Here is a 25542-nt window from a genome sequence, read left to right as displayed (position 1 = left end):
CAGAAAAACTTCCGTTTTTCTTTCAAATCAAAGGGAGTATCTCTTCATCTTCTACTCCACATGATAAAAAGTGCATCTCTTCTTTAGCTTTTTCCTTCGGAAAAGTGAAATAAGTGCAGATCGCTTCCGTACACAATTCTCCATTTTTGTTATAAAGACGTGCCTCTATCAGTACAATATTGCGTTTCACCTCTTTAATATGTGCCTTGAGTACTACATGCGAATCATTAGTATTGATCGACTTACGATAGCGAGTTTCCATTTTCGATGTCACTCCTGTCGTCTGTAACTTCCGGAGAACCACCCAGGCACAGATTTCATCGAGAAGTACCGCCTGAATGCCTCCATGCAACGTATCAATCCATCCTTGGTATTCGGGACGCGGACGCCAGATACTTATCACTTCATCATCCTCTTCATAAAATTCCATTTTCACACCGGCTTCATTGTTGGGAGCACAACCAAAGCAATTATATCCTTCCATTCCCTTCCAAGGATTAATAATCTTTTTCATACTTTCCTATTTTAAATTGCTCAAAGATATAAATCTTTTTGTAAAATGCACAATTCTCGCTACCAGAACTTTATCTATCATTCATTTGTTATACGAATATTCTATTGAAGAAAGGAAAAATATGAAAACAGTAGTAGACAAAGCCTCCTCCAGAGGTTATTTCAATCATGGCTGGCTTAAAACCTACCATACATTTAGCTTTGCAAACTATTACAACCCATCGAGAATGCATTTTGGCGCATTGAGGGTGCTGAATGATGACAGTGTAGCTCCATCAATGGGATTTGATACACATCCTCACCAGAATATGGAAGTGATTTCTATTCCCTTGAAAGGTTATCTGAGACATGGTGACAGTGTAAAAAACACCCAAACCATCACTCCCGGCGATATCCAAGTAATGAGTACGGGTAAAGGTATCTTTCACAGCGAATATAATGGCAGCGATAAAGAACAGTTAGAATTCCTACAAATATGGATATTTCCGAGAATCGAGAATACAGAACCGGAATATAACAACTACGATATCCGCCCCTTACTGAAAAGAAACGAACCGGTCTTGATTATCTCGCCTGACGGTAAGGTACCTGCTTCCATCAAACAAGATGCCTGGTTTTCCATGGGAACATTTGATGCCGGAAAAAGCTTTGAATACAAATTGCACCAAGAAGGCAACGGAGTTTATATCTTCATCATCGAAGGGGATGTGAAGGTTGCAGATAATCTGTTATCAAAGCGTGACGGTATCGGACTCTGGGATACGAAGAACTTTAAAGTGGAGGTAATCCAAGAAGCAACTTTATTGTTAATGGAAGTACCAATGCGATAAAGCAATAATAAAACATAAGAAAGGCTACCCCGCTTTATGCGAAGGCAGCCTTTCTTTTCATTTATTGAACACATTATTTATTTTTCTTTCCGGTAGTTCTCAAGTCCGGTCTGCAAGAAGTCTATATACTTGGATATATCTTCATCATAAGCATATGACTTGTTCAGCGGCTTACCTTCATTATCAATCAGAACATAAAAAGGCTGGGCATTGGCACCAAATTTCACACGCTGCAGATAACTCCACTTATCACCTACCGTACGCAGAGTACGTTCTGTTCCATTCTCTGTAATCTTCACCGGTTCGGTAAGTGGAGTCTTGTTATCAACATAAAGGGTAATCAATACATAATCATTATTGATAATGCTACTTACCTTCGGATCAGTCCATACGGCAAGCTCCATCTTACGACAGTTCACACAACCATATCCTGTAAAATCGAGCATCACCGGTTTGTTATGCTGGCGGGCATATTCCATACCCAAGTCATAATCGTCGAACTTAGCATGTACCTCATTGGTATAAAGATTAAAGTCCTGAGTCTTCATAGGTGGTGCAAACGCACTGACAGCCTTCAAAGGTGCTCCCCACAGGCCCGGAATCATATAAATGGCAAAAGCCAAAGAGATCAGTGCCATGAAAAAACGAGGAACGCTCACTTTCGTATCATCGTCATCGTGTGGAAACTTGATCTTGCCTAACAGATAAAAACCAAGCAAAGCAAAAATCACAATCCACAAAGCAAGGAAAGTTTCACGATCCAGAATTCTCCATCCATATGCCAAATCGGCAACAGACAGGAATTTTAGAGCAAAAGCCAATTCCAAAAAGCCCAATGTTACTTTAATCACATTCATCCAGCCTCCTGACTTAGGCATTGATTTCAGCCAAGACGGGAATAAGGCGAATAAAGTGAACGGCAGAGCCAGCGCAATGGCAAAACCGAGCATACCAATCGCAGGAGCAACTACGCTGCCGGTAGTAGAAACCTGTACTAACAGGAATCCGATAATAGGGCCTGTACAAGAGAAAGATACAAGCGATAATGTAAATGCCATCAAGAAAATACTCAGTAATCCGCTGGTAGCTTCTGCTTTACTATCTACAGCCGTACTCCATTTTGCAGGAAGTGTCAGTTCGAAAGCTCCAAAGAAAGAGGCGGCAAATACGATCAACATCAGACAGAACAGAATATTGAAGACCGCATTGGTAGAAAGAGCATTCAACGCACTGGCACCGAATATCAAAGTAATGGCAAGTCCCAATGCCACATAGATCACAACGATAGATGCACCATAAGTCCATGCATCACGGATACCTTTCTTTTTATCTTTGCTCCTTTTTAAAAAGAAGCTTACCGTCATCGGTATAATAGGCCATACACAAGGAGTAAACAAGGCCAGCAAACCTCCCAGGAATCCTGTAATAAAGATATAGATCCAGGACATATCTTCCTGAGAATTTGCTTCTCCGAACTTCTTCAAATCATTAATAACCGGCTTCCATAAATCAATGCTGCCTACAGCAGAAGTTACAGCAGTAGCTACCGGTTCTATAATACTATCAGAAACTGATGCGACAGGCTCTTCAACCGGTGCTGCAGGAGTCTCTTTTACCGAAGCTGCAGAAGTCGCAACCGCCTTACCCGAAAGTTTGAAAGGGACTTGTGTAGGAGGCAGGCAATTCTCATCGTTACAAGCTCCGTACTCCAGATAACCTTCAATCGAATAATCACTGCCGGTAAACTTTATCTTTTGTACGAACTGGGCCGTCTTTTCAAAATAACGCACTTTCATTTCGAACAGTTTGTCAAAGCTCGAAACTTCTTTTCCCCTCGGGGCCAATTTACCAACCACTTCGGCACCTGATATCTTCTCTACATTAAAAGTTGCAGAGATAGGGCCGCCATCACCCAGATCGGTAGAATATACGTGCCAACCGGCATCAATCGTACCAGTAAAAACGATTTCCGCTTCAGCTCCCGACAGGGTTTTCAGCTCTGTTTTAAACTTTACAGGCTCTTGTATCTGCGCCTGTGCCGTAAACACAACCAGCAGTAAAAGCAGAAAAGAGGATAATTTCTTCATTCTTTAAATTGTTTATGATGTTTCTAAAAATATAACAGCTATCCAAATTTCCGGGTTTGAGTTTTCGGCAAATCTTAAATAGCTATCATTTTTTATAACTAAAATTCATAATCTACACACGCCCGGCTCTCTTTCGTTTCCGCCAGAATTTTACCGGCAGCCACATGTTCGGGATGGGTAGCGTAGAACTTTACATCATCCAGATTATCAAATTCACTATACAACGCAATATTCCAAGTTTCCCCCGGGTTCATATTCAGCCCCACCTCAATCTTACGGATCACAGAGATTTTAGCAGGCAATGCTTCGATAGCCTCTTTAAAACTATTCATCACAACGAGTTTCTTTTCTACAGAAACATCGTCTCTTAACTTAAATAATACAATGTGTTTTACCATTACGTTGTTATTTTAATTATTTGTTTTTATATTTGTCAGCCAAAGTTGTTTTTTACAGTTGCAAAATTACTCTATTTGTTTCAAATATACACTATAAAAGGATGTTAATAATAGGAATAGCAGGCGGAACAGGCTCAGGAAAGACCACCGTCGTACGGAAAATCATTGAGAGTCTGCCGGCTGGCGAAGTAGTATTACTGCCACAGGATTCATACTATAAAGACAGCAGTCATGTGCCGGTGGAGGAACGGCAGAACATCAATTTTGATCATCCGGACGCTTTTGAGTGGAGCCTTTTGTCTAAACATGTTTCCATGCTGAAAGAAGGCAAGTGCATTGAGCAGCCCACCTATTCCTATCTGACCTGTACCCGTCAGCCCGAAACAATACATATTAAGCCACGTGAAGTTGTCATTATCGAAGGTATCCTGGCCCTATGCGACAAAAAACTGCGTAATATGATGGACCTGAAAATATTCGTCGATGCCGATCCGGATGAACGGCTGATACGCGTCATCCAACGTGATGTAGTGGAACGGGGCCGTACGGCAGAAGCTGTAATGGAGCGATACACACGCGTCCTGAAACCCATGCATTTGCAGTTCATCGAACCTTGTAAGCGTTATGCCGACCTGATTGTCCCTGAAGGGGGAAGCAATCAAGTAGCTATCGATATATTGACCATGTACATCAAAAAACACATCGGTTAGTCATGAAACGGCACCTCGTAGTTTACTCTCTCTTTTTCCTGCTCTTCTGTATACTGTCCTGCCGTAATAAGCAGGTAATCATTACAGAAGATACTTCTGCACACGATCTGGAGCAAATCAAAGATAGTGGCGAACTCGTCGTTCTCACTCTTTACAGTTCAACATCTTATTTCATTTACCGTGGGCAAGACATGGGTTTCCAGTATGAGCTCAGTGAACAATTCGCTAAAAATTTAGGCGTAAAATTACGCATAGAGGTTGCCAAGAATGTACCGGAATTAATCCGGAAATTGCTGAATGGTGAAGGAGATCTTATCGCATATAATATTCCAATTACCAAAGAATTAAAAGACAGTCTGATTTATTGCGGTGAAGAAGTGATCACCCACCAGGTGATTGTTCAACGAAACACCGGAAAAATAAAACCACTGAAGGATGTAACCGAATTGATCGGCAAAGATATATACGTGAAACCTGGCAAATATTACGAGCGGTTGGTCAATCTGGATAAAGAGCTTGGCGGAGGTATTCATATTCATAAAGTAACCAATGACAGCATTACCGCTGAAGATCTGATAACTCAGGTTGCACAAGGTAAAATCCCCTATACAGTTGCGGATAATGATGTAGCCAAACTGAATGCTACTTATTATCCCAATCTGAATACCGGCCTTTCTATCAGTTTTGACCAACGGGCTGCATGGGCAGTGCGTAAAGATTGCCCGCAACTGGCAGAAGCAGCAAACAAATGGCATAAAGAAAATATGACCTCACCTGCGTATACAGCCAGTATGAAAAGATATTTCGAAATCAGCAAGGCAATGCCCCACTCTCCCATCTTGTCCTTAAAAGAAGGCAAAATCTCTCACTACGATAACTTATTCAAAAAATACGCCAAAGAGATTGGCTGGGACTGGCGCCTGCTGGCATCTTTAGCTTATACAGAATCCAATTTCGATACTACTGCCGTATCATGGGCGGGAGCAAAGGGATTGATGCAATTAATGCCTGCTACCGCACGTGCAATGGGAGTCCCACCGGGAAAAGAACAAAATCCGGAAGAAAGTATCAAAGCTGCCGTAAAATATATTGCAGCCACAGACCGTAGTCTGAGTATAGTTCCGGATAAACAGGAGCGGATTAAATTTATCCTCGCTTCATATAATGCCGGATTGGGACATATTTTTGACGCTATTGCACTGGCAGATAAATATGGCAAAAATAAAACGGTATGGACCGATAATGTAGAAAATTACATCCTACTGAAAAGCAATGAAGAGTACTTCACCGATCCGGTGTGTAAAAACGGATATTTTCGTGGAATAGAAACATATAATTTTGTGAGAGATATCAATTCGAGGTACGAATCGTACAAGAAAAAAATAAAAAGCTGAAATGCTTCTAAAGTCTGCAATCAAAAAAATTGCAGACTCTTGACAACGCATTTTTATTTTTTTCCTTTTCCTGTCAGCAAACTTATAATGATAACAGCTGCCACTGACAATGGTAATGCAAACAATATAGGATCTATCATCGGAAAAGGATAGGTTTCAATCAACACATCCTTACCGAAAAGCCATCTGCATACCCCCATAGCTGCCGCTTCTTTCTGATGAAGAAAGGCTAAAGCAAATAAACTTCCTATAGTTCCTATCCAAAGGCTTGCCATCACTCCCTGCCGAGTAGCGCGTTTCCAATATAAGGCACAAAAATATGCAGGAAGGAAAGCTGCTGCACAGATACCCATAAAAATAGAAGTTCCACGGGCAATAATATCATTAGGCAACATATAACAAATGATATAACTCACTAATATTGAGAACAGCACTCCCAGACGAATTACATTAGTCAGTTTGCCACGTGAACGAGGCTTGTAAGTACCATAAATATCAGAACCGACCGAGGCACCCATCGTATGGAACTGTGAACTCAGTGTAGACATACTGGCAGAAAGAATGCAAAGCATGAAAAGTGCGGCAAACCAGTCCGGCATTGCTTTATTTATAAAGTATGGAATAATTTTATCCATATCTTTGACTGCTTCTGTAGCCACTACACCTTCGGTTTTAAGAAAGAAAAGATTACTTAGTGCCCCTGCATGATAAATAGCACCTACGGTGATAATCAGGAAAAAACATCCGATAAAGACTCCCCGGTTCAGTTGTTTACTACTCTCTACAGTCATAAAACGAACCACCAGTTGAGGTTGAGCAAGACAACCGATCCCAACTCCCAGAATCAAAGAAGTGACCAATGTATACCATTGAGGTGAACCGGTAACAGGCATGGCAGTCCATCCCTGATGTCCTAACGCCTTGAATTTCTCCGGAACCAAAGGAGCAATATCTGTCAGCGCCTGATTAGCTTCCGTAAAGCCCATATCCAGTACCCGATACAATGAAAAAAGCAAGAACAGCATACAGCCAAACATAATAACCGCCTGCAAAGCATCCGTATACATCACCCCCTTCATACCTCCAGCTATCACATAGGCTGCTATCACCAGGGTGAATATCAAAAGCGAGACATTAAAATCAATCTGAAAAATCTGTTCGATAAAAACTGCTCCTCCCTTCATTACCACTGCCGCATACAAAGGCATTCCAAGAAAAATAACTGCGGCCACAAACACCTGTATCCCCCGTGAACGATAATGCCTGCCCAACAATTGTGGAAATGTACTGACATTCAGTCTGGCTCCCATCCTGCGTGTCCGGAGGCCGAAAAAGATAAACGCAATCACCACCCCGATAAACATATTCAGAAAACAAAGCCACTGAATACCCATACCGAAGGCAGCAGCCACCCCACCAAAACCGACAATGGCAGAAGCAGATATGAAAGTAGCACCATAAGAAAGTGCCATGACAAATGGATTCATCTGTCGTCCCCCTACCAGATAATCACTGGCGGAAGTTGTCTTTTTATAACCTAAAAAACCAAGATAAGCCAATGATAGCAGATAAGCTATCACAATCAGTCCAAGTGTAAATGTATTCATCGTGTTTTATCTTTTTCGTCGTCTTTATTCCAATATTTAAGACCAAACCAGGCAGCAAAAAGCACACATACTACCGAAAGCAGATATGGCAAAATGATAAGAGAGTCGCTTATTCCAAACATTCTTGTATTAGATTTCGATTAATATTGGTGCAAATGTAAGGAATTTATTGAAATGAAAAAACAAAAGGCAGAATTTATAAAAAAAGAAAAGGAACAAAAATAAAAAAGCCGCCTCTTTTTATCAGGGCAGCTTTCAGAAAAATCAATTTACGGTTTAATATTTCTCGTAATGAACCTTCTTCTCATCGTATTTCTGCTTAGGTTCCTGCAGAGCAGCCGGATACCCGAAAGGAATCACACATAAGGGCACTATGTTTCCCGGAAGCTCCGTATACTTGCGGACAACCCGGATGCGGTCTTCATAAGGATAAGCAGCTGTCCATACTGCACCCAATCCCTGAGCCTCAGCAGCTAACAGAATATTCTGCGCAGCAGCCGAACAATCCAGATACCAATAAGAAGAACGGGCTACATCACCACATACAACAATGGCATAACGAGCCTGAGTCAACATCTTTGCATAAGGCAATGCAGAAGCCATAGAATCGAGAGCAACCCGATCAGTGACCAGCACAAACTCCCAGGGACGAAGGTCTTTTCCTGACGGAGCAGCCATACCGGCACATAACATCAAGTCTATTTTCTCTTTCTCTACTTCCTTATCCAGATAAGCACGTACACTCTTACGCGCAAAAATATTATCCAAAGCAGCATTGGATGTTGACGGGACTTCTTTTGGGGAAGAAGATGAACAAGCAGTGAATGAAATCATCCAAAGCAATCCAATCGCCCATGCATAAATCACTTTCTTTGTTCCCATAGATTCTTTTTTATCAAAATAGTTTCAACCTTTTTTCTTGAGCTTCTTTCAATGAAACAGTTTCCCGCTTCATCAGACCACTCTTATCACGGAGTACCTGATATTCACCAGACAGCTCCTGCGCCAGTTCTTCTTTCAATTTCGGACTCATCAACCGGGCAGCGACACCGGCATTCTGTGAAGCATCTTTCAGATGAACCACCGGTGCATGATATACCGGAGCGATCTTCAGCGCAGTATGTAGTTTGGATGTGGTTGCTCCACCTATTAATAATGGAATATCCAGTCCGGCTTTCTCCAACTCCATAGCCACATGCACCATCTCCTCCAACGAAGGAGTAATCAATCCACTAAGGCCTATCATATCTACCTTTTCCTCTATGGCTTTTTGAACAATCGATTCAGCCGGCACCATCACTCCCAGGTCAATGATATCATAGCCGTTACAAGCCATCACAACCGAAACAATATTTTTACCGATATCATGCACATCTCCCTTCACTGTAGCCAACAGAACCTTTCCGGCAGAAGAGGTTCCTTCCACCTTTTCCGACTCTATGACCGGTTGTAAGATTGCAACGGCTTTCTTCATCGTACGGGCTGTTTTCACCACTTGCGGAAGGAACATTTTACCTTCACCGAACAACTCGCCTACATGATTCATTCCATCCATCAACGGTCCCTCAATCACATCTACCGCCTTATCATATTGGGGCAAGGCTTCTGCAAGATCTTCTTCCAGAAAATCTCCGATCCCCTTTACCAAAGCATATTGCAACCGTTCTTCTACCGTCCCGTCCCGCCACGCATCATGCTTCACCGGTTGTCCTGCTGAAGTATTACCTGCCGAAGCCTCCTTCAATTTATCAGCCAGTTCAATCAGTCGTTCGGCAGCATCAGGACGCCGGTTCAATACCACATCCTCTATTCTATCAAGCACATCCGCCGGAATATCCGTATACAGCACAGAAGTACCAGGGTTTACAATCCCCATATCCATACCTTTCTGAATGGCATGGTAAAGGAATACGGCATGCATAGCTTCACGAATATAATTATTTCCACGGAATGAGAACGATAAGTTACTTACTCCTCCGCTGATATGTGCTCCGGGAAGATTCTTTTTAATCCAGGCAGTTGCTTCTATAAAGTCTACCGCATAATTATTATGTTCCTCAATACCTGTTGCTACAGCCAGCACGTTCGGATCGAAAATGATATCGTGCGGGTTAAACCCAATCTTATCTACAAGTAAACGATAAGCACGTTCACAAACTTCTATTTTACGGGCAGCCGTATCAGCCTGTCCTTTTTCGTCAAAAGCCATCACTACTACAGCCGCGCCATACTGGCGAACTGTTTGAGCGTGTTCAAGGAATTTTTCCTCTCCTTCTTTCAACGAAATGGAATTCACAATTGATTTTCCCTGGAGACACTTCAAGCCGGCCTCGATAACCTCCCATTTTGAAGAATCGATCATCACAGGGACACGAGCTATTTCAGGTTCCGAAGCCACCAGATTCAGGAAAGTTGTCATCTCTTCTTTCGCATCCAGCAGTCCGTCATCCATATTGACATCGATAATCAGCGCCCCGTCTTCCACCTGCTGCCGGGCTATAGACAATGCTTCATCGTATTTCTTTTCATTTATAAGACGGAGGAACTTACGGGAACCCGCTACATTGCAACGTTCACCAACGTTGACAAAATTAATTTCAGGCTTTACTTCCAGCAGTTCCAATCCCGAAAGCCACATACAATCCGGCCTACGAGCCGGAACATGCGGTTTGGCACCGGCAATCAACGCGGGATATTCGGCAATATAAGCATCGGTAGTACCACAGCATCCGCCAATGATATTAATCAAACCTTCATGGATATATTCTTTTACTTCATGTGCCATATCCGCCGGGGTCTGGTCATATTTTCCCAGACTGTTAGGCAAACCTGCATTCGGATATGCACTGATATAGTAAGGAGCACGTGCGGCCAGTTGCTCCAAAAACGGCTTCAATTGCTTTGCACCAAATGAACAGTTCAGACCGACAGAAAAAATATCGGCATGTTGTACCGAAGCCAGAAAAGCTTCCAGTGTCTGGCCGGAAAGGGTACGCCCCCCTGTATCAGAAACCGTCACCGACAACATAACCGGTACTTTAAGCCCGGTTGCCTGCATAGCACGCTCCGCTGCCAGAATAGCAGCTTTTGCATTCAGCGTATCAAAAATAGTTTCTATCAACAAAGCATCTACCCCACTTTCAAGCATCGCTTCCATTTGCTGTTGATAAGCATCGGCCATTTCATCATAAGTCACGGCACGATAGGCCGGATTATTCACATCCGGAGACATGGAACATGTTTTATTGGTAGGACCAACCGAACCGGCCACAAAACGAGGTTTATCGGGATTGAGTGCCGTATATTCATCGGCTACTTCTCGTGCCAGCTTCACGGCCGTCTGATTGATTTCACGCACATACTCCTGTACATGATAATCGGCCATAGAAATTGTGGTGGAACTAAATGTATTCGTCTCAATGATATCGGCACCGGCTTCCAGATATTTACGGTGTATATCCTGAACCACGTCAGGGCGTGTGAGACAAAGTAAATCATTATTCCCTTTCAGTTGACCGGGAATATGCGCAAAGCGCTCACTGCGGAAATCCTCTTCTCTAAGATTATATTGCTGAATCATAGTACCCATAGCGCCATCCAATATAAGGATACGTTCGGGTACCAGCTGTTGAATAGTTCTTTTCATTGCTAAAGGTACAAACCTATCATCGTTTAAACATTCTGTCCATATCGCGGCGGTCGTCTTTTTCTTTCAAAGCCTCCCGCTTGTCATATTGCTTTTTACCTTTTGCCAAAGCCACAACTACTTTGGCCAGACCTCTTTCATTAATAAACAAACGAACCGGGACAATGGTAAATCCGGCGTCTTTCGTCCCTCGTTCCAACTTATTCAGCTCCTTTTTGCTCAATAACAATTTACGGTCACGTCGGGCCGCATGGTTATTATACGAACCATAAAAATATTCGGCAATGTGCATGTTCTTCACCCACAATTCACCTTTCGCAAAATAACAAAACGTATCTACAAGACTTGCTTTTCCCAAACGGATGGACTTAATCTCCGTTCCTGTCAGCACAATACCTGCTGTATAAGTATCGATCAACTCATAGTCGAAAGTAGCACGTTTATTCTTTATATTTATAGGAGCCAGTTTCATTTTATCTTCTTAATTTAATATAGCTGTTAGCTTGTTGAACACAACTTGTATTACCGCCGGACATAGTATTAACAAAATCGACGAGAAAATGGTGTAACGCAACCGATTCTTTTCTTCCACCAGCATCACGACTCTTGCTCCTTCCCATACCACATAAACGATATAAAACTGGAGCAACCAACCGATAATACTGAAATCCGGAAGCAATCCGGTCACTATATGCAACAAAAAGGTGACAACTAATGCATAGCCTGCAAACTGCTGTGCCAAAGGGATATCATTGGACATGCCAAACATTTTTATCCCCATCTGATTGATGGCATAAGCTGCCAGAAAATAGCCTCCGAACAAAGCTACCGCCACTGCACAACACTGCGTCATGGCCAATTGAAAACTTTGCGGTCCTCCCCATCCATTGGTCCACAAAGCACCAATGAATACGGATAAACCGCATAAACCAATCATAGGATAGACAAAAACAGTAAGAACTGCCCGTCTATCCTCTAAACGAATTTCCTCCCAGGCCTTGGCCGGAGAGGAAATCAATGACATTGCTATTTGAAATAATGCTTTGTAATTCAAATTATTTAGCGGTTTTATATTCTATTTCATACGCCTTCTCTGTAGTAGAAGAATCTTCTATTTTATTGTTGTATTCATTCTGCTGTGCCACCACAATAATTTTGGCTGGTTTATCTTGTCCACTCTTCTGCTTATATTCTCTCAAAAATTCAGTGATATCATAAGCTTTAAAGCTGGAAGTACGTGTCGCACGTTCTACTATAGCAGTAGTTTCATCATTAACAGCATAACGCAAATGGAGTTTCAGTTCTGTAGCACCTGAAGTAATATCATCTGTATAGCAAACCAGAGTAAAAGAATGTTTAGCGAGTTCATTCTTAATATCTTCCGGAGTACTTACATTTTTCACACGGTAAAGTACCGGCAATACAATTGTATTTTCACTAAACTGGAATGGAGCTACCGTTGAATATCCTGATGCAAAACTCAATGAACCAATTGGTGCATTAGTAGTCACATCTCCCGAACCACCGACAGCCGTAGTAGTAACTGCAGGAGCATCGATTCCAGTCGGATCTGCTAAAAGTGTAACCTTAATCTGTTTAGGATTTGTCGAGAGGTCCTGACCTTCATCAACCTGACAATAAATATAGGCCATTCTTGCACTCAAAGTAACAGGAACTGTGTTAGTGGGGATAAGTTCCGTACCGGCGGCATCTGTAAACGTAACATAACCCATTCTATCATTAACTTTCACCACACCAGCCCACTGCTGAGGACCGTTTTCTCCGGAATCCATACATGAAGTAAACATAGTACCCATCAACAGGGTTAAGGCCAACACCATTAATTTCAATTGTTTCATAAATCTATTTTTTAGAGTTTGCAAAGATATAAATTCTAATTCACAATAAGTAAATGCAGAGACTTAAAAAATACTGCATCCATCACTTAACTATTTTTGCAAACAACTCCAAATGATCGTCTACATAGCTTGCTACCAGTGCTGTAACCTCCTCCTCAATATCCAGATATTCTTCTTCAAGATCATCAAAGGCCTCGTATTGCTCGTACATCGCCATAAATTCATCCTCCGTACGCTCTTTCTCCAGATCCTGGCGATGGGCATCGTATATCTTCTTAGCTTTATAAACCAACTTCGAGAAATCCTCGGCTCCCCACAAACGCATCACTTTTGCAAAAGGATTATCAAAGATATAACCTCCATACCCATTCTGAATCAATTGACAAAAACCACCAAACATGACTTCATCCCGAAAAATCTGATAGGCCAACAAAGAGTGCTGCTCTCCTGTCAATAGTGGCATTGTTTCGGCAGTAAGCTCCCCGCCAATCACTTCTTTATACTTATCTGTAAACACCTGGATAAATTCATCCATTCCCTCGCCCGCAGCTTTTTGCAAGGAGGCATCCGTAACTTCTATCATTTCCACTATATATAATAAGGTAAATTCTACATTTATAAATATCAGGAAACAAAAATACGGAAATATATGGTTCAGAAAGGCTTTTTGAAGAGTTTTTTAGAAACTGTCCTATTTTTAAAGCCCATAATTAAAAATTCCCCAATCGCTTTGGAATATATCTCCTGAGTTCTTCAATGGTTCTCTTACGGGATAATTCTTCATCTTAGCGGCTGAGATGAAGCTTTATTACTTTCTCAAATAAGGTTATTTTCAATGATGCAACGACATACCAAGATATACGCCTATACAGTAGGGTATCAACCAAATGCACCACACAACAATACTGAAACGATTGAAATGTTCTTTAGCCTTTTCACTCCCTTTTACATACGTCCAGATAGCCCACATAGCGTGAACAAACATCAACAAGATAGCGATAATGCCGGTCACAGTATGTATTTCATCATGCAGGTGTGTGAGTCGCGCAATATTCTCCATTAAAGCTGTTCCCACAGAATCGGCCAATAGCCCCAATAAGAAAAAGACCAGATGCCAAAATTTCAGTTTCTCCTGCAACCGCTCTCCCCACACTCCTATTGTGTAAAACACCAATGCAGAAGTTATCACACAAATGGCTGCTATTAAATAATGTATATCTACTTCATTCAAATTCATAACCGATCAATTTTTCTCAAAAGAAACAAAGAATCAGAGTAATAGTTCAACAAAATAAAGATTATCTAAAATGTCATCTCCACATTACAATCTAACGAAACTGAAATTTCTATTTTTCCCTTTTCATAAAAAAGTAATAAAACCCGATTTGCAAAAACAAATAAAACGACTACCTTTGTGAGCGATTTGAGAATCGTGACTACGTATTTTTAATTATATCACTTAAAAAAAGAGCTAATTATGACTTATTCACACGAAGTGGAACACATGTGTGTTGTAAAGAAGGGTCCTAACCATGGACCGGCTCCCATACCCGAAGAAGGAAAATGGGTAAAATCAAAAGAAATTGTTGATATTTCAGGTCTGACACACGGTGTGGGTTGGTGTGCTCCTCAGCAGGGTGCATGTAAGCTGACTCTGAACGTAAAAGAAGGTATCATCCAGGAAGCTCTGGTTGAAACTATCGGCTGTTCAGGTATGACTCACTCAGCTGCTATGGCTGCTGAAATCCTCCCGGGAAAAACTATCCTCGAAGCATTGAACACAGACTTAGTTTGTGATGCCATCAACACTGCTATGCGCGAACTCTTCCTGCAGATCGTTTACGGACGTACTCAGTCAGCTTTCTCAGAAGGTGGTCTGATCATCGGTGCAGGTCTGGAAGACTTGGGTAAAGGTCTGCGTAGCCAGGTAGGTACATTGTACGGTACTTTGGCTAAAGGTCCGCGTTACCTTGAAATGGCTGAAGGTTACATCAAGACAATTGCTCTTGACAAAAACGATGAAATCTGCGGATACGAATTCGTCCACATGGGTAAATTCATGGACGAAATCAAGAAGGGTACTGATGCGAATGAAGCATTGAAGAAAGTTACCGGTACTTACGGACGCTTCACTGCAGAACAGGGAGCTGTTAAACACATTGATCCACGTCACGAATAATATAAGGAGGAAAAGAAATTATGATTAGAGAAGTAAAATTTGAAAGTCAGGACCGCCGTATCAAAGGCATCATCGAAGCCTTGAACGCTAACGGTATCAAAGACATCGAAGAAGCTAACGCTATCTGCGAAGCTGCTGGAGTTGATCCTTATAAAACGTGTGAAGAAACTCAACCGATCTGTTTTGAAAATGCTAAGTGGGCTTACGTAGTAGGTGCTGCTATCGCTATCAAGAAAGGTTGCAAAAATGCAGCTGACGCTGCCGAAGCTATCGGCATCGGTCTGCAGGCATTCTGTATCCCGGGTTCTGTAGCCGACGACCGTAAGGTTGGTATCGGTCATGGTAACCTGGCTGCTATGTTGTTGCGTGAAGAAACTAAATGTTTCGCTTTCCTGGCAGGTCACGAATCTTTCGCTGCTGCCGAAGGTGCTATCAAAATCGCTGCAAAAGCAGACAAAGTACGTAAAGAACCTCTGCGTTGTATCTTGAACGGTCTTGGAAAAGACGCTGCTCAGATCATCTCTCGTATCAACGGCTTTACTTATGTTCAGACACAGTTTGACTATTTCACAGGCGAACTGAAAGTAGTACGTGAAATTGCTTACTCTGACGGTCCTCGTGCAAAAGTAAAATGCTATGGTGCAGATGATGTACGTGAAGGTGTAGCCATCATGTGGAAAGAAGGCGTGGACGTATCTATCACAGGTAACTCTACTAACCCGACTCGTTTCCAGCACCCGGTTGCAGGTACTTACAAGAAAGAACGTGTATTGGCCGGTAAGCCATACTTCTCAGTAGCTTCAGGTGGTGGTACAGGTCGTACTCTTCACCCGGACAACATGGCTGCTGGTCCTGCTTCTTATGGTATGACCGACACAATGGGTCGTATGCACTCAGACGCTCAGTTCGCCGGTTCATCCTCAGTTCCTGCTCACGTAGAAATGATGGGATTCCTGGGAATTGGTAACAACCCGATGGTAGGTTGTACAGTAGCTTGTGCAGTTGACGTAGCTCAGGCTTTGGCAAAGTAAATTAAGCCATTCTATATTGACAAACTCCTGCAGTCATATGATTGCAGGAGTTTTTTATTGTATAAATCAGAATAGATTATTTCTTCCTTTTTTAAACAAAAAACACCTCTCCTTTTCTCTATCATTTCCCTAATTCTATTTTCAGTATTATAACTTATCCTAATCTCACTACGAAAATCAATGCATTTAGATTACAAAATATAGAATAAGTCTTTCTTTTCTGTATATTTGCGCCCGGTATTTTAGATGCAATTCCGAAAAGTCGTAAGTTTTCGGAGTCATTTTATACTTCCCCCACTTAAGAACTTACTTATTTAGACAAAGTTAATGAAACAAATCAATGCAGTAATTACAGGAGTTGGAGGATATGTACCCGATTACATCCTGACTAATGATGAGATATCCAGAATTGTAGATACCACCGATGAATGGATCATGGGGCGTATCGGCATCAAGGAAAGACGTATTCTGAATGAAGAAGGTCTTGGCACTTCATACATGGCACGTAAGGCTGTGAAGCAATTGATGCAACGTACAAAAAGCCATCCGGATGACATCGATCTGGTAATTGTCGCTACAACCACTCCCGATTATCGGCTTCCTTCAACAGCTTCCATTCTGTGTGAAAGAGTGGGATTGAAAAATGCATTCGCCTTTGATATGCAGGCAGTATGCAGTGGTTTCTTATATGCTCTGGAGACCGGAGCCAACTTTATTCGTTCGGGAAGATACAAAAAGGTCATCATAGTTGGTGCCGATAAGATGTCATCGGTGATAGATTACACCGATCGCGCCACTTGTCCTATTTTTGGTGATGGTGCAGCAGCTTTCTTACTGGAACCTACTACGGATCATTTAGGCATTATAGATTCTGTTTTAAGAACAGACGGCAAAGGACTCCCTTTTTTACATATGAAAGCCGGCGGCTCCGTATGTTCTCCTTCTTATTTTACGATAGACAATCACATGCACTATCTTTATCAGGAAGGCCGTACAGTATTCAAATATGCTGTAGCCAATATGTCAGATGCTTGTGAATCGATTATCGAAAGAAATCAGCTAACGAAAGACCAAATCGACTGGGTTATTCCCCACCAAGCCAATCAACGCATTATCAATGCTGTCGCCCAACGCCTGGATATGCCATTAGAAAAAGTCATGATCAATATCGAACACTATGGCAACACCAGTGCCGGCACACTTCCGTTATGTATATGGGATTTCGAAGATAAGCTCAAAAAAGGTGATAATTTGATCTTTACCGCTTTCGGAGCCGGATTTGCCTGGGGAGCCGTCTACGTGAAATGGGGATATGACGGAAAGATAAATAACGCCACCAGCACACAAGCTTAGCCACAGAAAGTCATAATCACGCCACCGTCAACATCAGATAGCTTTTTAAAGCAAAATAGCCCAAAGTGCTTTTTGGCAAATACAAAGGAACCTTATGCCGCTTTTTTTGTTATTTGCTGATAATTAAATGCATTAAGATGATGGAAAATGGCGTAATGATGCAGTATTTTGAATGGAATCTGCCAAACGATGGAAAGTTGTGGAAACAATTAAAAGAAGACGCATCACATCTACATAAAATCGGTGTGACAGCAGTTTGGATTCCGCCTGCTTATAAAGCCGACGAGCAGCAAGATGAAGGTTATGCAACCTATGACTTGTATGATCTTGGCGAGTTCGAACAAAAAGGAACCGTAAGAACGAAGTATGGCACAAAAGATGAATTGAAAGAAGCGATCGACGAGTTACATAAAAACCATATTTCAGTATATCTGGATGTAGTACTCAACCATAAAGCCGGAGGTGATTTCACTGAAAAATTTATGGTTGTGGAAGTCGATCCCCATGACAGAACCCAAGGATTGGGAAAGCCGTTCGAGATACAAAGCTGGACCGGATATAGTTTCCATGGACGCAAGGATAAATATTCTGATTTCAATTGGCATTGGTATCACTTCTCCGGAACCGGTTTTGACGATGCCAAAAAGCGGAGCGGCATCTTCCAGATACAAGGAGAAGGTAAAGCATGGAGCGAGGGTGTAGATAGCGAAAATGGAAACTATGATTTCCTGTTATGTAACGATATCGACCTGGATCATCCGGAAGTAATTGCCGAACTGAATCGCTGGGGAAAATGGGTTTCCAAAGAACTGAACCTTGACGGAATGCGTTTGGATGCCATCAAGCACATGAAGGATAAGTTCATCGCACAATTTCTGGATGCGGTAAGGAGTGAAAGAGGAAACAACTTTTACGCTGTAGGTGAATACTGGAACGGAGATCTGAAAACACTCGATGCATACATAGAATCTGTGGACCATAAAGTCAACTTATTTGATGTTCCGTTACATTACAATATGTTTCAGGCTTCACAAGAAGGCAAAAATTATGATTTGCAGAATATCTTGAAGGGCACATTGGTCGAACATCATTGCGATTTAGCAGTCACCTTTGTCGACAATCACGATTCACAATTGGGCAGTTCGTTAGAATCACAAATAGAGGACTGGTTCAAGCCACTGGCCTATGGTTTGATATTATTGATGAAAAACGGTTATCCCTGCCTGTTCTATGGAGACTATTATGGTGTAAAAGGCGAAAAGTCTCCCCATGCCCCGATCATTGATACTTTACTGAATGCAAGGCGAAAATATGCCTACGGTGATCAGATCGAATATTTCGATCATCCTTCTACCATTGGTTTCATCCGTACGGGAGATAAAGAACACACTGGTTCCGGTCTGGTCTTCTTAATGTCAAATGATGAAGCCGGTAGCAAAATGATGAATCCGGGTGAGGAACATAAAGGGGAAGTATGGCATGAAATCACCGGAAGCATTCCCGAAGAGGTCACTTTAGATGAGAAAGGAAACGGAAAATTCTCTGTTAATGCCCGTAATATTGCCGTTTGGATAAAGAAAAGTTAAAATGGAAATTCATTCGGAGAGAAAGAAAAAGCTTAGCTTACCCCTACTGTTCAAAATAATAAAAGATACAGTTTGGGGATTTATAGACGACAGCGTTATGAGGCTGAGCGCTTCATTGGCTTATGCGACATTGTTTTCAATTATCCCTTTTCTTTCTCTCCTGGTCACTGTCGGAGTCTTTTTCCACATGGATTTGGCCAACCAGCTTTATGTCCAGTTACAACCCATTGTAGGACCGGAAATCACCGAAGCACTTCGCTCCATTATAGAAAATGCAGAAAATACAGATTCTTCCAGATCTGCTGCCATTGTCAGCTTAGGCATTTCTATTTTCGGTGCTACCACTATTTTTGCAGAGATACAAAGTTCATTGAACACAATTTGGGGAATAAAAGCTGTTCCTAAAAAAAGCTGGCTCAAGTTTATCAAAAACAGAATACTCTCTTTTTCCATAATACTTGTATTTGCTTTCATCCTTCTGATTACATTTACCATCACCAGCATCATCGGAGAATTGAGTAAAAAGTTTATGGTTAATTATCCCGAAATAGCCGGGTCATTGGTTCAGGTAGTAGGAATCATTATAAATATAGGTGTAACGGCCATCATTTTCACATTGATTTTCAAAATATTGCCCGATGCCAAAATAAAAAGCAGAGATGTTTTTATTGGAGCGATTGTGACCACATTACTGCTACTGGTAGGTCAATGGGGAATCTCATTTTATATAGGGATTGCAAACGTAGGAACCGTTTACGGAGCAGCAGCATTCATGGTCGTTTTCGTTACGTGGATTTATTATTCTTCCATCATCATATATACAGGCGCAGAGTTCACCAAAGCATGGGCAAACGAAATGGGTGGTAAGATTTTTCCCGATGAATATGCGGTAGCCACCAAAACCATAGAAATACACGAAAACAAACCAATCGGATTGGATGATTGAGAACAGGGATTACTTCTCCTGCAATGACTTACTCTCAGCCTCACGACATGTTTTCGTATACTGTTTCAGATGCTTTCTCATCTGCCCGAAGCGGACAAAGCCTAAAAAGAATAAAATGATCCCGGCCATAATACACACCCACGCCAGCCCATGCAAACGTGAGATACTTTCAACTTGAAAGATCCCTATTCCTACAGTCAGGAGATAAAGTGCCATGCGAATATATGCAAACAAAGTTCTTTCATTGGCCAACTTTGTTCTTTCAAGTGCCAAATGATCACGGAGTATCAACTCTTTATCATTCTCAAAGTTATCGGTAAATGTCAACATAGATATTGAGGAAATTGTGTTCTATACGTTTTTCTTTAAAAACAAAGATAGAAAAGAATAGTTCCCCAAAACAGAATCTCAATTAACAAAAACAACCTTTTACCAGCAAGTAGATTAACGTAAACTATACCGATTGAATAGTATCTACCACCCTCCTGATATCTTCATCTGTCAATGTAGGTCCCGAAGGCAGGCAAAGACCAATATCGAACAACCTCTCACTCGTACCGTTCCCGTAAAACGGAGCATCTGTAAACACAGGCTGAAGATGCATCGGCTTCCACAAAGGACGAGTCTCTATATTTTCGACATCCAGCTTCAAACGGATATCTTCACGACTCTTGCCCGCAAGATTCGGATCAACCAGGATACAAGTCAGCCAAAAGTTGGAAGCAAACCGCAAATCAGGGTTCTCCATAACCATAATACCTGCCACATCTTTCAGCAAATCAACATACAAAGAGTGAATAGCACGGCGACGGGCAATATGCTCTTCCAGAACGTACATCTGCCCACGGCCGATACCCGCACAGATGTTGCTCATACGGTAATTGTAGCCGATATGGGTATGCTGGTAATGCGGAGCGGCATCACGAGCCTGCGTCGCATAGAACTTTGTCTGTCGGGCCTCCTCAGACGTACGACAGATCAGAGCACCTCCACCGGAAGTCGTGATCATCTTGTTGCCATTGAAAGAGAGAGCGGCCAACTCACCGAATGTGCCACACTTCCGTCCGTTCAGTTCCGAACCCAAAGCCTCCGCGGCATCCTCCAATACGGGAATACCATAACGACCCGCAATATCCATGATCTCGTCCATCTTGGCAGGCATACCGTAAAGGTGAACAGGGATAATAGCCTTCGGAAGCTTACCCGTCTTGCGCAAACGGTCCTTTATAGCCTCCTCAAGCAATACCGGATCCATATTCCACGTATCCTTCTCACTGTCCACAAAAACAGGTTTGGCCTCCAGATAAGAAATCGGATTGGCAGAGGCGGCAAAAGTAAAGCTTTGGCAGATCACTTCATCGCCGGGATTTACATCCAGAAGAATCAAGCCCAAGTGAAGTGCAGCCGTTCCCGCACTCAAGGCCACCACATGGCGATCTTCATGCAAATATTCGGTCAAAGATTGCTCAAAAGCATCCACGTTAGGTCCCAAAGGCACAACCCAGTTCGTATCAAAGGCCTCTTTTATAAAGTCTTGCTCACGGCCACCCATGTGAGCAAGCGAAAGCCAGATTCGTTTGTTCATAATAAACTTTATTATAATTTCATTTTCTTACGTAGTAAGGAATCAAGAGGAAAAGTAAAATTCTATATATCTTTTCCCAAAACGGTATAAACGATGATTTTAATATCATTCCCAAATGACCAGTTATCCAAATACTCTATATTTATTCGCACTTTGTCAGGAAACAAAACCTCATCATTATATTTTTGAGGATTATCCTGCCCCGCCAGCAATTCTTCTTCATTACGATATTTCAAACTGGCAGGTCCGGTAATACCCGGTTTTAAAAGCAACATTCTCCTATCGTCTCCCAGCAGATTGTCAGCATATCCCGGGACATCAGGACGAGGACCGACCAAACTCATATCTCCTATCAGCACATTCCACAGTTCCGGAAGTTCATCAATCTTATATTTTCTCAATTTGGCCCCCAATGGCGTGATCCGGCTTTCTCCCTTTACAGAAACAGAACTACCGGAATGCCCAACCGTCATAGAACGAAATTTATACATGGTAAATAATCTACCATACCGCCCAACTCTTTTCTGTCTGAATATAACAGGACCTCCAGGCATCTTAACACGAATAAGAATAGCTGTTACTAATAAAATTGGAGAAAGAAAAAGGAGACCGAGAAAAGATACACTGCGGTCAAACAAATTTTTGAAAAACATGAAAATCTATCAAAAGACTCATAATGAAATTACCCAACCTTTTAGAGGCTTGTATTCCACTTTGAGTAGATTTATTGTTTAAAAATTAATTATATTTTTGATTTGTGATATACAGAATAAACAGTCGATAACATTTTTATGACTTGTCTTTTTTATTTCCCTGTTCATATTCCTTCCACAAATATTTAAATAAAAAGAAAATAGCAACTAATCTATTTTAAATTAAAGCATTATATAATACTTCAATTGGATGGTAAGCTCGCCTTCCCGTACCATCTTTTATCTGCTGCCTACAACTGGTTCCTGGAGCAGAAATACATATATCTTCTTTAGCTTGACGAATTGCTGGAAACAAGACCTGCTCACCTATTTGCATTGATAAGTCATAATGCTCTTTTTCATATCCAAAAGCTCCTGCCATACCACAACACCCTGACGGTATAATATCCACTTGATAGTTTTTAGGGAGTGAAAGCATCTCTTTAGAAGGCTCTATAGACGCTAACGACTTCTGATGGCAATGCCCATGTAATTTTATATAAAGATATGATTGAGTAAATTGTTCCTGTTTAATATTACCCTTACGCATCTCACGAACAATAAACTCATCATACAACAGACAGTTTACCGATAATTTACGAGCATATCCTTGTAATTCCTCATCCACCAAATCCGGATACTCATCACGAAACGAAAGTATGCATGAAGGTTCAATTCCAACTAAAGGAATTTCTTCTGTCACTATATCTTTTAAAAATAATATATTCTTTTCTGCTATTTTCTTAGCTTTCTTCAAAAGTCCTTTCGATATTTCAGTACGCCCACTTTCCAAGTGCTTTGGTATAATAACCTCATAGCCCAATGTACGCAATAATTTGATGAACTTTACACCAATCTCTACATCCATATAATTGGTAAATTCATCTGCAAACAAATACACTTTTCTATTACATTTGTTCATATCTGGATTATTGTATAACCAACTCTTCAATGTTATTTTATAAAGTCTGGGAATAGAACGTTGAGGTGCAAACTTTAATATACGTTTTAGTAATGAGGAAGTAAATTGGGCAGTAACAAAAGCATTATACAGCCAAGGAGCAACCATCCCCAATTTTTGCACCTTAGTCAAATTAGCTATTAATCTGGAACGTAAAGAAACAAATGTTTCATCATAGTGATGCTGCAAATATTCAGCCTTATAACGAGCCATATCCACATTCGATGGACACTCCGATTTGCAAGCTTTACACGAAACGCATGTATCCAATACTTCCAAAATTTCCGGTTGACTAAATATTCGATCATGTGCAGGATGTATCAACAACTCTCTCAAAGTATTGGCACGTGCCCGTGTCGTATTCTTTTCTTCTCTGGTAGCCCGATAAGTAGGGCACATTGTACCACCAAAGAGATTTGATTTCCGGCAATCTCCAGAACCATTACATTGTTCTATGGCGCACAACCAACCCTTTTGTTTAGAAAAGTCAAAATATGTCTTAACCCCAAGATTGTGCTGTTCATAACGTAAATTAATATCCATAAAAGGTGTATCTACAATCTTACCAATATTAAATATATGAGGTAAATCCCATGTCTCCTTTATGTCTCGCAGAAAACTATAAATTTTATCACCCAACAACAAAGGGATAAACTCGCCTCTCAAACGACCATCCCCATGTTCACCACTTAATGAGCCTCTGTGCTTCCTCACCAACTCAGCCGTTTCCGTAGCAACTAAACGGAATAGTTTCTTATCTTTCTCCTTTTTCAAATTGAGTACCGGGCGTAAATGCAACTCCCCAGTACTAATATGTCCATGATAAATACAGTCCAGACCATATTTACTTAACATAACTTTCAAATCAGCGATAAAAGCAGCTAAACGCTCAGGAGCAATGGCAGTATCCTCAATCAATGAAACGGGCTTAGCACTTCCGGGCATACCAGAAAGCAACCCCAATCCAGATTTTCTTAAAGCCCATACACGACTAATATCTTTCCCATATACAAGAGGATAATGAGTTCCATAATGATGTATTTTTAAATCATCAATTATTTCATTAGCCTTTTTATCAACCTCACCCCTTGTTTGCTCAGCTAACTCAATAATGAGGATAGCAGCAGGATCTCCCTGAATAAAAAAGCGATTCTTATTTTGTGAAATATTCTGTTTGCTCAACTCCAGTATTGTACTATCCATTAACTCAATTGCAACCGGAGCATGTCGCAAAGCCACAAGATTTGCAGCAAAAGATTCTTCCAATGTAGAACAATGTACACATATCACGGCTTTTTCCGTAGGAGGAAGAGGAACTAATTTTAGTTTTAACTCTGTGATTAAAGCTAATGTACCTTCCGAACCCGCTAACAATTTGCAAAGATTAAAAGGCTCAGAACAATTCTTATCAAAATAGTTACTACGCAATAATTCGTCAATAGCATATCCTGAGTTACGTCTTCGTAAAGATACATCAGGATAATTATCGACGATTTCTTTTTGGTTTTCAAAATTCGATAATAACGTAATAATTTGGCTATAAATACGTCCTTCCAATGAGTCTAATTTACATTTCTCGTTTATCTCCTTAGAAGTCATTCCTTTCAATACTACTTCAGAACCATCACTTAAAACGACGTTAGCTTCAAGCAAATGATCACGTGTACTACCATATACTAAAGAGTGAGAACCGCACGAATTATTGCCAACCATTCCTCCTAAGCAACAACGATTAGAAGTAGAAGTTTCCGGCCCGAAAAACAACCCATAAGGCTTACAATAAAGATTTAGCTCATCCAATACAACTCCCGGTTGTACTCTTACCCAACGTTCCTCCTGATTGATTTCCAATATATGGTTCATATATTTGGAAATATCAACAACAAGTCCTTTGCCAACGACTTGTCCCGCCAAAGAAGTTCCTCCAGCACGAGGAATCAAATTAATTTGATTTTTCCTGGCAAAATCACTAATCTTCTGCACATCAGAAGAATCCTTAGGATATGCAACGGCAATAGGCATCTCTCTGTAAGCAGAGGCATCAGTTGAATAAAGAATGCGATAAAGCAACTCTTCTTTTAGTTCACCGAGTATATGTAAATTTTGAAAATTCATCTAAGTTATTATAAAGATATTATACTACAAACACATAATCATTTATAGGA

The 25542-nt window shown here is 41.2% G+C and carries 24 protein-coding genes; 8 read left to right on the top strand and 16 right to left on the bottom strand.

From position 1 onward, the window contains the following. Positions 1–22 precede the first annotated feature (22 nt). On the bottom strand, positions 23–514 hold the full coding sequence (locus JZY04_RS05090) for a PaaI family thioesterase (protein ID WP_005780335.1): 492 nt from the start codon (positions 512–514) through the stop codon (positions 23–25). Between the two features lie 121 nt (positions 515–635). Between JZY04_RS05090 and JZY04_RS05085 the strand changes: the two genes are divergently transcribed. After that, positions 636–1343: a pirin family protein gene (locus tag JZY04_RS05085; protein WP_005780336.1), complete on the top strand. Its 708-nt coding sequence runs from the start codon at positions 636–638 to the stop codon at positions 1341–1343. A 77-nt stretch (positions 1344–1420) separates the two neighbouring features. On the opposite strand, the gene JZY04_RS05080 is transcribed toward JZY04_RS05085, so the two are convergent. Beyond that, entirely contained in the window at positions 1421–3430 is a 2010-nt protein-coding gene (locus JZY04_RS05080) for a cytochrome c biogenesis protein CcdA (protein ID WP_005807459.1), read from the bottom strand. Positions 3431–3528: 98 nt separating this feature from the next. Further along, entirely contained in the window at positions 3529–3828 is a 300-nt protein-coding gene (locus tag JZY04_RS05075; protein WP_005780342.1) for a Dabb family protein, read from the bottom strand. A 101-nt stretch (positions 3829–3929) separates the two neighbouring features. On the opposite strand from JZY04_RS05075, the gene udk reads away from it, so the two are divergent. Next, complete coding sequence (udk, locus tag JZY04_RS05070) at positions 3930–4538, top strand: uridine kinase (RefSeq protein ID WP_005807461.1); 609 nt, start codon at positions 3930–3932, stop codon at positions 4536–4538. A gap of 2 nt (positions 4539–4540) precedes the next feature. After that, positions 4541–5932: a transporter substrate-binding domain-containing protein gene (locus tag JZY04_RS05065; protein ID WP_122141817.1), complete on the top strand. Its 1392-nt coding sequence runs from the start codon at positions 4541–4543 to the stop codon at positions 5930–5932. A 53-nt stretch (positions 5933–5985) separates the two neighbouring features. Here the strand turns inward: JZY04_RS05065 and JZY04_RS05060 are convergent, their stop codons facing one another. The 9 genes from JZY04_RS05060 to JZY04_RS05025 all read right to left on the bottom strand — a co-directional run bounded on the left by JZY04_RS05060 (position 5986) and on the right by JZY04_RS05025 (position 14281). Continuing rightward, positions 5986–7539, bottom strand: coding sequence for a sodium:solute symporter (locus JZY04_RS05060; RefSeq protein ID WP_005780348.1), 1554 nt, complete (start codon positions 7537–7539; stop codon positions 5986–5988). Continuing rightward, positions 7536–7661, bottom strand: a complete 126-nt coding sequence (locus JZY04_RS21450; protein WP_005780350.1) for a symporter small accessory protein — start codon at positions 7659–7661, stop codon at positions 7536–7538. Before JZY04_RS21450 ends, JZY04_RS05060 begins: the two co-directional genes overlap by 4 nt. Positions 7662–7815: 154 nt before the next feature. Continuing rightward, complete coding sequence (locus JZY04_RS05055) at positions 7816–8421, bottom strand: nitroreductase family protein (RefSeq protein WP_122141818.1); 606 nt, start codon at positions 8419–8421, stop codon at positions 7816–7818. A 13-nt stretch (positions 8422–8434) separates the two neighbouring features. Beyond that, the gene (gene metH, locus JZY04_RS05050) at positions 8435–11185 is read right to left on the bottom strand and encodes a methionine synthase (protein ID WP_122141819.1); all 2751 of its coding nucleotides are present in this window, start codon (positions 11183–11185) and stop codon (positions 8435–8437) included. A 19-nt stretch (positions 11186–11204) separates the two neighbouring features. Further along, complete coding sequence (smpB, locus tag JZY04_RS05045; protein ID WP_005780358.1) at positions 11205–11657, bottom strand: SsrA-binding protein; 453 nt, start codon at positions 11655–11657, stop codon at positions 11205–11207. A gap of 9 nt (positions 11658–11666) precedes the next feature. After that, positions 11667–12209 (bottom strand): Yip1 family protein, encoded by a 543-nt coding sequence (locus JZY04_RS05040; RefSeq protein ID WP_005780359.1) that lies wholly within the window; start codon positions 12207–12209, stop codon positions 11667–11669. Positions 12210–12240: 31 nt separating this feature from the next. Then, the gene (locus tag JZY04_RS05035; RefSeq protein ID WP_032530717.1) at positions 12241–13044 is read right to left on the bottom strand and encodes a hypothetical protein; all 804 of its coding nucleotides are present in this window, start codon (positions 13042–13044) and stop codon (positions 12241–12243) included. An 82-nt stretch (positions 13045–13126) separates the two neighbouring features. After that, a complete protein-coding gene (locus JZY04_RS05030) occupies positions 13127–13627 on the bottom strand; it encodes a DMP19 family protein (RefSeq protein ID WP_005780361.1) in 501 nt (166 codons plus the stop codon). 249 nt (positions 13628–13876) lie between these two features. After that, on the bottom strand, positions 13877–14281 hold the full coding sequence (locus tag JZY04_RS05025) for an HsmA family protein (RefSeq protein WP_122141820.1): 405 nt from the start codon (positions 14279–14281) through the stop codon (positions 13877–13879). A gap of 240 nt (positions 14282–14521) precedes the next feature. On the opposite strand from JZY04_RS05025, the gene JZY04_RS05020 reads away from it, so the two are divergent. The 5 genes from JZY04_RS05020 (at position 14522) to JZY04_RS05000 (ending at position 20139) form a co-directional block, all read left to right on the top strand. Then, positions 14522–15223, top strand: a complete 702-nt coding sequence (locus JZY04_RS05020) for an iron-sulfur cluster assembly scaffold protein (RefSeq protein ID WP_005780363.1) — start codon at positions 14522–14524, stop codon at positions 15221–15223. A 20-nt stretch (positions 15224–15243) separates the two neighbouring features. After that, positions 15244–16254 (top strand): GGGtGRT protein, encoded by a 1011-nt coding sequence (locus JZY04_RS05015; RefSeq protein WP_005780364.1) that lies wholly within the window; start codon positions 15244–15246, stop codon positions 16252–16254. Between the two features lie 327 nt (positions 16255–16581). Further along, complete coding sequence (locus JZY04_RS05010; protein ID WP_032531336.1) at positions 16582–17607, top strand: beta-ketoacyl-ACP synthase III; 1026 nt, start codon at positions 16582–16584, stop codon at positions 17605–17607. Between the two features lie 140 nt (positions 17608–17747). After that, positions 17748–19193: an alpha-amylase gene (locus JZY04_RS05005; protein ID WP_122141845.1), complete on the top strand. Its 1446-nt coding sequence runs from the start codon at positions 17748–17750 to the stop codon at positions 19191–19193. Between the two features lies 1 nt (position 19194). After that, complete coding sequence (locus tag JZY04_RS05000) at positions 19195–20139, top strand: YihY/virulence factor BrkB family protein (protein ID WP_032531334.1); 945 nt, start codon at positions 19195–19197, stop codon at positions 20137–20139. Between the two features lie 9 nt (positions 20140–20148). Here JZY04_RS05000 and JZY04_RS04995 read toward each other — a convergent pair whose 3' ends face one another. The 4 genes from JZY04_RS04995 to JZY04_RS04980 form a co-directional block, all read right to left on the bottom strand. Further along, the gene (locus JZY04_RS04995; protein WP_005780368.1) at positions 20149–20469 is read right to left on the bottom strand and encodes a DUF202 domain-containing protein; all 321 of its coding nucleotides are present in this window, start codon (positions 20467–20469) and stop codon (positions 20149–20151) included. Positions 20470–20593: 124 nt separating this feature from the next. Beyond that, entirely contained in the window at positions 20594–21724 is a 1131-nt protein-coding gene (locus JZY04_RS04990; protein ID WP_122141821.1) for a DegT/DnrJ/EryC1/StrS aminotransferase family protein, read from the bottom strand. Between the two features lie 62 nt (positions 21725–21786). After that, complete coding sequence (locus tag JZY04_RS04985) at positions 21787–22377, bottom strand: sugar transferase (RefSeq protein ID WP_122141822.1); 591 nt, start codon at positions 22375–22377, stop codon at positions 21787–21789. A gap of 217 nt (positions 22378–22594) precedes the next feature. After that, positions 22595–25492: an FAD-binding and (Fe-S)-binding domain-containing protein gene (locus tag JZY04_RS04980; RefSeq protein WP_122141823.1), complete on the bottom strand. Its 2898-nt coding sequence runs from the start codon at positions 25490–25492 to the stop codon at positions 22595–22597. Positions 25493–25542 lie beyond the last annotated feature (50 nt).

The organism is Bacteroides sp. 11BF (assembly GCF_019633765.1).
Taxonomy (GTDB): Bacteria; Bacteroidota; Bacteroidia; order Bacteroidales; family Bacteroidaceae; genus Bacteroides; species Bacteroides hominis.
The sequence above is the reverse complement of the archived record's forward strand: the minus strand, read 5'-3'. Positions and strand labels throughout refer to the sequence as shown.